Below are 7,210 nucleotides of genomic sequence, written 5' to 3' on the forward strand. Positions count from 1 at the left end.
GCCCTTATTGGATTAGCTCAAGACTGGATTCAACAACAACAGTCAGCCTAACTTATGTTTAGCTGAGCCCTATTCAGCTATCGGCGAAGCGAACTCTTGACAAACCGAACTTGCCAATGGTTTAAAATGGAAAAAGTCAAGGGTTATTTGGCATGCCTACTTTTGTTCCCTTCGCCCTTGATTGACCTCTGAATAAACCATTGGCGTGTTTGTCAAGAGCGATAGCGCGGCCTTTCCACCTAATAAATGGTAGTAGTGTTAGATCCAAATAAGGTTTTCATAGAAGTTTTGACACTACCTATTGAATCGGTTCATGAATCGTCACTAACTTTATGCCATCTGGAAACGTGGCTTCGACTTGAATTTCTTCGAGCATTTCTGGCACACCTTCCATTACATCTTCTGTCGAGAGCACGTGCTTTCCGTCTTTCATCAATTCAGAAACCGACTTCCCTTCCCTTGCCCCTTCTAAAACGTAGCAGCTTAAAATGGCTACGGCTTCGGGATAGTTGAGTTTCAGTCCTCTGTCCATCCTCTGTTTTGCTAATTCTCCTGCCATAAATAGAAATAGCTTTTCTTTTTCAACTGGACTTAGTCTCACACAGACCACTCTTTCTAGTAATTGGTAAGAATCCGATGTCACCATGTTATCTTTGATGACAAGGTCGGTGCAACAAGTTTGTTAGAAAATATTACAGAAAATTCTAACTATGATTAAAGTCCTATTTTTTACATTATGTATAAATTTATGTAACGATTTCTAACAAACATAGTGCACAGCTTGTAAATTGTTGCTACCGTTTAAGCATAAAAGACAGAAAATTCAGGAGGTTTTACATGGAGTGTTCTTTACGTAAAACAGTGTTCATGATGGCCTTTAGCTTATTGATCCTTGCGGCATGCGGGGAGCAAACAGCCCAGCAACAGGAGCAGTCCGCCGAACAAACGGAAGTCGAGGTCGGTAGCGATCAAATTGCTGTCGGAATTCTCCATTCGTTAAGCGGAACGATGGCTATGTCGGAAACATCCGTGCGCGATGCTGAATTATTGGCCATAGAAGAAATTAATGAGGCCGGCGGCGTATTAGGAAAAGAGCTTGTCCCTATTATCGAAGATGGCGCTTCTGAACCTAACATATTTGCCGAGCGCGCAACAAAGCTCCTACAGCAAGATGAAGTCGCCGTCATTTTTGGTGGGTGGACGTCTGCGAGCCGAAAAGCGATGCTACCTGTTGTAGAAGAGAACAACGGATTGTTGTTTTACCCTGTCCAATATGAAGGAATGGAAGCCTCTCCGAACATATTTTATGCCGGAGCTGCGCCAAATCAACAGATTGTTCCCGCTGTGGAATGGCTATTAGAAAACCGAGGAACCGAGTTTTTTTTACTAGGATCAGACTATGTTTTCCCTCGACTCGCCAATGCAATCATTAAAGCACAGCTAGAAAGCCATGGAGCAACATTAGTCGATGAGCAATATACTCCACTCGGACATACGGATTACAATACGATCATTTCCCGTATTCGTGAATCAGAGCCAACCGTTATTTTTAACACGTTGAATGGTGATAGCAACGTAGCCTTTTTCAAGCAACTCGCCGATGCAGGCATTACCGCTGATGATGTGACCGTCATGTCGGTAAGTGTGGCTGAGGAGGAAATTCGCGGAATTGGTGCCGATGTACTTGCCGGGCATTTAGCGAGCTGGAATTACTTCCAGACAACAGACACACCTGAAAACGACACGTTTGTCACTGCCTACAAAAAATCCTTCGGCGACGACCGAGTGACGGGGGATCCAATTGAAGCGGGCTACTTGATGGTTCATCTATGGGCCCAAGCAGTCGAGGCTGCGGGAACAACCGATATAGAGGCTGTCCGTGAGGCTGCGAGTACGATAGAGTTTTCCGCCCCTGGTGGGTTAGTGAAAGTAGATGGTGACAATCAACATTTGTACAAAACGGTCCGAATTGGTGAGGTTCAAGCCGATGGGCAGTTTGAGGAGGTTTGGAATTCAGGAGAACCTGTTAAACCCGATCCATTCTTAGAAGATTATGAATGGGCAGAGGGCATTAGTAGCGCGGCTGCAGGCAATTAAACACAATGTGGGGAGAACTTTTTCTTCCCCTCTTTTGGCTATAGAAAGGTAGGGAATGGCATGATCGTACAACTTTTTAATGGTATAAGCTTAGGCTCCATTCTTCTTTTAATCGCTCTTGGGCTTGCCATAACGTTCGGAATGATGCGAGTCATTAACATGGCACACGGGGAATTAATTATGGTTGGAGCCTATGCTACTTACGTTGTTCAACTTCTTTTTAGTCAATATGTTCCCCCAGCTTTTTTCGATCTTTACTTTTTACTCGCGGTCCCGTTATCGTTTGTCATCTCAGCTTTTATCGGTACTCTCATGGAACTTACCGTTATTCGCCACTTATACGGTCGACCTCTAGATAGTTTATTAGCAACGTTTGGCGTGGGACTCATTTTGCAACAAACAGCGCGGACAATCTTTGGTGCACCAAATGTAGGCGTCCAAAGCCCATCGTTTTTACGTGGCGGGCTAGAGATTGCCGGAGTGACACTCCCTTTCTCTCGGTTGTTTATTATCACTCTCGTCCTCGTAAGCTTTTGTTTGTTAGCCTGGTTTTTTTATAAAACTCGGAATGGCCGAAAAATTCGCGGGGTGATGCAAAACCGGAGCATGGCCACATGTTTAGGGATCTCTACACGCAAAGTGGATGTGATGACATTTGCGATTGGTTCTGGTTGTGCTGGTTTAGCTGGAGCTGCACTGACGCTGTTAGGGCCGATCGGGCCAACCATCGGTACCTATTATATTGTAGATGCCTTTATGGTCGTCGTTGTTGGCGGGGTCGGCATGTTAGTAGGAACGGTGGCTGGTGCGTTAGGAATCGGGATGTTTAACACCTTATTTGAATATTGGACGAATGCCTCTTTAGGAAAAGTACTCGTCTTTGCCTGCATCATTCTCTTTTTACAATGGCGCCCGCAAGGCTTGTTTTCCTTACCAACTCGTTCTTTAGATTAAGAACTACGCCAGCAAGCAGTAAGAAAGGTGTGAATGACTTTGCAACTTATTGGTACGCGACTATTTACGAGGCAATGGTTAATGTTTCTTATCATCGTACTTCTCTTAGTTCTTCCTTTTTTTCTTAGTGATTTTCGAACCAATCTTCTCGGGCGCTATATTGCCTTTGCGATTTTAGTACTTGGACTCGACCTTTTGTGGGGTTACACAGGGGTTTTAAGTTTAGGACATGGGATTTTCTTCGGACTTGGCGCTTACATAATGGCGATGTATTTAAGTCTAGAAGGAATGACAGGGGCCGTTCCAGACTTTATGCTATGGAACGGGATCACAGGGCTCCCTTTGCTATGGCAAGTGTTTTCGAATCCTTTCATAGCGATCATCGGTGCCGTTACGATCCCAATGTTGATCGCTAGCCTATTAGCTTTTTTTACGTTTCGAAACCGGATCAAAGACGTCTACTTTACGATCTTGACACAAGCGCTCGTCCTCGTCATGGTCACATTGATCGTTAGTCAACAATCCATTACGGGGGGTACGAATGGACTAACCGGTTTTTCGACCATTTTTGGCTATTCGTTGTCGAGCGCAAGCACGCAACAAGTTCTTTATTACCTTACACTTGGCTGCTTAATTCTCGTGTTCCTTCTATGTGCAGCCCTTGTGAATAGCCGATTTGGCAGAGCATTAGTGGCGATTCGTGATGGCGAAAATCGGCTGCGTTTTTCAGGATATGATACGTCTATGTTTAAAGTCGCTATCTTTACCTTATCCGCAGGGATTGCCGGTCTTGCAGGCATGTTATATGTCCTACAAGTTGGCATGATTACACCGTCTATGATCGGCATCATTCCCTCAATTGAGATGATCCTTTGGGTAGCCATTGGCGGGCGCGGTACTCTCATTGGACCAGTGATTGGTGCCCTTGTAACCAATTCAGCGAAAACGTTTTTCAGTGAATCTCACCCTGAAGCATGGCTGTATTTATTAGGAACCGTATTTGTTGTCATTGTCCTTTTCCTTCCCGGGGGAATTATGAGCCTTTTACGAAAATGGAGAAAAGAAGGTGAGCGAAATGAATCAGACGGCGTTAAACGAACCGAGCGAGAAGAAACCCATCGTTCTCAAGTCAGTTAACCTTTCTGTCCAGTTTGGTGGCTTTTTTGCCATTCGTGACTTTTCTTTTACGATTCCTGAAGGGGAGCTGCACTTTCTTGTCGGACCAAATGGAGCCGGAAAAACAACGTTTCTTGATGCTATTTGCGGAAAGGCTCCCGTTTCAAAGGGTAGCCTTTTGTTCCATGGAGACTTGGAGCTCTCAAAACTAAAAGAGTTTGAACGCGTTCGCCATGGAATCGGGCGAAAATTCCAAGCCCCCTCCATCTTTCCGAAATTAACGGTTTTTGAGAACCTGGAATTGTCCATGAAGCAAGACAAACGCCTCTTTCCAATTCTTTTCTCAAAAATGAAAGCAGAGGAGCGGGATCGAATGGACGACATGCTCGCGTTTATCGGACTATCAGATGAACGACACAGGATCGCGCAAACGTTGTCTCATGGGCAAAAGCAGTGGTTAGAAATAGGGATGGTGATGATGCAAGAGCCGAAACTGCTCTTACTCGACGAACCGATAGCAGGGATGACAGAGACGGAAGAAGAGAAAACAGGGGAACTCCTCCTCTCACTTAAATCCCGTTGTTCAATCATCGTCGTTGAACACGACATGGGCTTCGTTCGGTCCTATGCAGACCGAGTTACCGTCATGCACGAGGGACAGCTCCTCTGTAACGGAACGATTGACGAAGTCCACCATAACGAACAGGTGATTGAGGTATATCTCGGTCGAAAGGAAGGTAGCCCACATGCTACAGCTCTCTAACCTAGAGGTCGCCTATGATGAAAGCACCGTCATTCGTGATGTATCGTTATCCGTCCAACCGGGAAAGGTTGTCTGTCTGTTAGGACGAAATGGCGTTGGGAAGTCAACGATTATGAAAACCATTATCGGATTGTTGCAAGTAAAACGAGGCTCGATTCAATTAGAGGGGGAGGACGTCACAAAAAAAAGCCCCACCTACCGTGCGCGAAGAGGCATTGGCTATGTTCCTCAAGGTCGTGACATCTTTCCTTTCCTAACCGTTCACGAAAATTTGTTGTTAGGCTTGGAAGCCTGCGATACAAAAGGACAGAAAATTGACGAAAGCCTATTTGCTTACTTCCCGATTTTAAAGGAGATGAAAAACCGGCGTGGTGGTGACTTAAGCGGCGGTCAACAGCAGCAACTGGCCCTAGCGCGAGCCCTTGTCGCTAACCCAAAGTTTCTGTTGTTGGATGAGCCAACCGAAGGAGTACAACCGAACATCGTCTATGACATTCAAAAAGTAATTATGGATGTTAAAAAACGGAGCAAAGATCAAGCGATTTTATTAGTCGAACAAAGCATCGATTTTGCTAAACAAGTAGGAGATTACTTCTACGTGGTCGATAAAGGACGCATCGCCTATGAAGGAGATTCATTAATCGAAGCTGAAATCAAGCAGTATTTAAGTGTCTAAGCAGTGATCGGTTGCGGTCGCTGCTTTTTCTGCGTCATATTATTGGAACCATTATTTTGAAATAGCCCAAATGATAATCCCCGTCACGAGTGTCGCAAAAAAAAAACACACTTCCGGTAATCATGGCATTGGTCACCGTCCGTCGCAACCATAGGGTATTCTCTTGAATTTTATCTAAACTGACCGTTAAATTTTTTATGTCCTTATCCTGAAGTGCCTCGTTTCGCTCCAAATCATTCAGGCGTGTCGCTGATTCTTTTTGACTTTCCTCCACTCGCTCCACTCGGTCAACAATGTGCATTAAGGCATCTTCCACCTCATGTTTTTTCGGCTTCTCCATGAACGATACACCTCTTTTCTCTATCATTAATTACCTAAATTGACACATGTAGAATCATTAAATAGATAAACCGCTCATTATTATATAATTCGGAAGACATGCTTTTTGACAGTTTGTCTACCTAACCTTTCCTCAATTCCATCAACACGAGCTATAATGAGGATGAAGCTTGCCATTTTTGCGAAGCCTTTACTATTATTTTGGTAAAAACATAGGCGCAAAACAAAGACGGCTGTCAGGTATGGTGTACCAGTCAAGTGATCATAGAATGTAAGGAAACCATGTCTTGAACAGCGATTTTAAGGGATGTTCAAAAAAGCCCTGCTAAGGCAGAGCTTAAACGAGAGGCATTAATTAAACGTTTGATTAATTTTTTTGCAGCCCATGAAACACATGTTTAATTAAAAATGAGTGATAGGCCAAAACCTATCACTCTAAAAAATATTATTCAATATCGTCTTTATTAATAGTCCAAATGGCTTGCCCAGTAGTAAACGGATTTTCAAAGATAAACTCATAGTATTCCGCATCTTCTACATCATAGACAGCCTCGCCAGCAAGTTTACGACCAGGCCCTACTTCACCATCAAGTGAGCCCCTTGCATCTGTAAAAATCGTCATGTTTTGTGAGTAACCGTCCGGATCAAGCAAATCTAGATTCAGCATTGAAGATATAGAAGCAGACTCATCTGAAGTGTTTTCAATGCTTACATCAATTAAAAGGAAGGCATCGTTGCTTGGAGTTTCAAAATCGTTTCCGTCTGATTTTTTAACCCCGTTAACGGTAATATGTAAGCCATCGAAGTCAACGGTATCACCCACACCAACTTCAAACTCCTCTTCGGCCTCTTCTTCAGCTGCTTCTTCCTCATCTTCTTCAGTAGCCTCTTCCTCTGCACCTTCTTCGCCTGATTCAGCTGCTTCTTCTTCGCCTGCTTCAGTGTCATTGTTCACAGGCTCAACGCTAGACTCCTCACCACAGGCAACCAAAACTCCTGCTAATAATACAGAAATACCTAGAAACCTTAATTTTTTCATCTTAAAGAATCCCCCTTTTTTTCTTGGTTAAAAAAGATACATGACAAAAATACCATAAAACAAAATACATTTCCACTACTTTCCCACAAAAAGAGAAAAAAAGGTTCTTAGTCAAATGTTGGGGTGGCATAGGAGGGCGAGCCCCTCTTATCCTACCCCGAATGTCTGATGTTTGAATGGATGATGCAAGAGAATACGGTTTCGCAAGCGATCATAACGCCGAAAA

General features: G+C 44.0%; 8 protein-coding genes. 5 read left to right on the plus strand and 3 right to left on the minus strand.

The window, feature by feature from the left end; translation table 11 throughout:
* Positions 1 to 298 precede the first annotated feature (298 nt).
* Positions 299 to 601: an urease subunit gamma gene (gene ureA, locus E2L07_RS19685; protein WP_134230439.1), complete on the minus strand. Its 303-nt coding sequence runs from the start codon at positions 599 to 601 to the stop codon at positions 299 to 301.
* Positions 602 to 837: 236 nt separating this feature from the next.
* Between ureA and urtA the strand changes: the two genes are divergently transcribed.
* The 5 genes from urtA to urtE are packed head-to-tail and all read left to right on the plus strand — an operon-like array spanning position 838 to position 5,606.
* Complete coding sequence (gene urtA, locus E2L07_RS19690; protein WP_134230440.1) at positions 838 to 2,097, plus strand: urea ABC transporter substrate-binding protein; 1,260 nt, start codon at positions 838 to 840, stop codon at positions 2,095 to 2,097.
* Between the two features lie 60 nt (positions 2,098 to 2,157).
* Positions 2,158 to 3,051: an urea ABC transporter permease subunit UrtB gene (urtB, locus tag E2L07_RS19695; RefSeq protein WP_134230441.1), complete on the plus strand. Its 894-nt coding sequence runs from the start codon at positions 2,158 to 2,160 to the stop codon at positions 3,049 to 3,051.
* A 33-nt stretch (positions 3,052 to 3,084) separates the two neighbouring features.
* Entirely contained in the window at positions 3,085 to 4,188 is a 1,104-nt protein-coding gene (urtC, locus tag E2L07_RS19700; protein WP_134230442.1) for an urea ABC transporter permease subunit UrtC, read from the plus strand.
* Positions 4,127 to 4,930: an urea ABC transporter ATP-binding protein UrtD gene (gene urtD / locus E2L07_RS19705; protein ID WP_134230446.1), complete on the plus strand. Its 804-nt coding sequence runs from the start codon at positions 4,127 to 4,129 to the stop codon at positions 4,928 to 4,930. Before urtC ends, urtD begins: the two co-directional genes overlap by 62 nt.
* On the plus strand, positions 4,914 to 5,606 hold the full coding sequence (gene urtE, locus E2L07_RS19710) for an urea ABC transporter ATP-binding subunit UrtE (protein ID WP_134230443.1): 693 nt from the start codon (positions 4,914 to 4,916) through the stop codon (positions 5,604 to 5,606). Before urtD ends, urtE begins: the two co-directional genes overlap by 17 nt.
* A gap of 34 nt (positions 5,607 to 5,640) precedes the next feature.
* On the opposite strand, the gene E2L07_RS19715 is transcribed toward urtE, so the two are convergent.
* Positions 5,641 to 5,946, minus strand: coding sequence for a hemolysin XhlA family protein (locus E2L07_RS19715; RefSeq protein ID WP_166740139.1), 306 nt, complete (start codon positions 5,944 to 5,946; stop codon positions 5,641 to 5,643).
* Positions 5,947 to 6,390: 444 nt separating this feature from the next.
* Positions 6,391 to 6,984, minus strand: a complete 594-nt coding sequence (locus E2L07_RS19720; protein ID WP_134230445.1) for a DUF4352 domain-containing protein — start codon at positions 6,982 to 6,984, stop codon at positions 6,391 to 6,393.
* Positions 6,985 to 7,210 lie beyond the last annotated feature (226 nt).

The sequence above is a fragment of the Halalkalibacterium halodurans genome (assembly GCF_004376175.1).
In the GTDB taxonomy this organism is placed as follows: domain Bacteria; phylum Bacillota; class Bacilli; order Bacillales; family Bacillaceae_D; genus Halalkalibacterium; species Halalkalibacterium halodurans.

What these genes read in the sequence shown, in the direction of transcription:
- urtA (WP_134230440.1), top strand. Translation starts at nt 838, where the DNA reads ATGGAGTGTTCTTTACGTAAAACAGTGTTCATGATGGCCTTTAGCTTA.
- urtB (WP_134230441.1), top strand. Translation starts at nt 2,158, where the DNA reads ATGATCGTACAACTTTTTAATGGTATAAGCTTAGGCTCCATTCTTCTT.
- urtC (WP_134230442.1), top strand. Translation starts at nt 3,085, where the DNA reads ATGACTTTGCAACTTATTGGTACGCGACTATTTACGAGGCAATGGTTA.
- urtD (WP_134230446.1), top strand. Translation starts at nt 4,127, where the DNA reads ATGAATCAGACGGCGTTAAACGAACCGAGCGAGAAGAAACCCATCGTT.
- urtE (WP_134230443.1), top strand. Translation starts at nt 4,914, where the DNA reads ATGCTACAGCTCTCTAACCTAGAGGTCGCCTATGATGAAAGCACCGTC.
- E2L07_RS19715 (WP_166740139.1), bottom strand. Translation starts at nt 5,946, where the DNA reads ATGGAGAAGCCGAAAAAACATGAGGTGGAAGATGCCTTAATGCACATT.
- E2L07_RS19720 (WP_134230445.1), bottom strand. Translation starts at nt 6,984, where the DNA reads ATGAAAAAATTAAGGTTTCTAGGTATTTCTGTATTATTAGCAGGAGTT.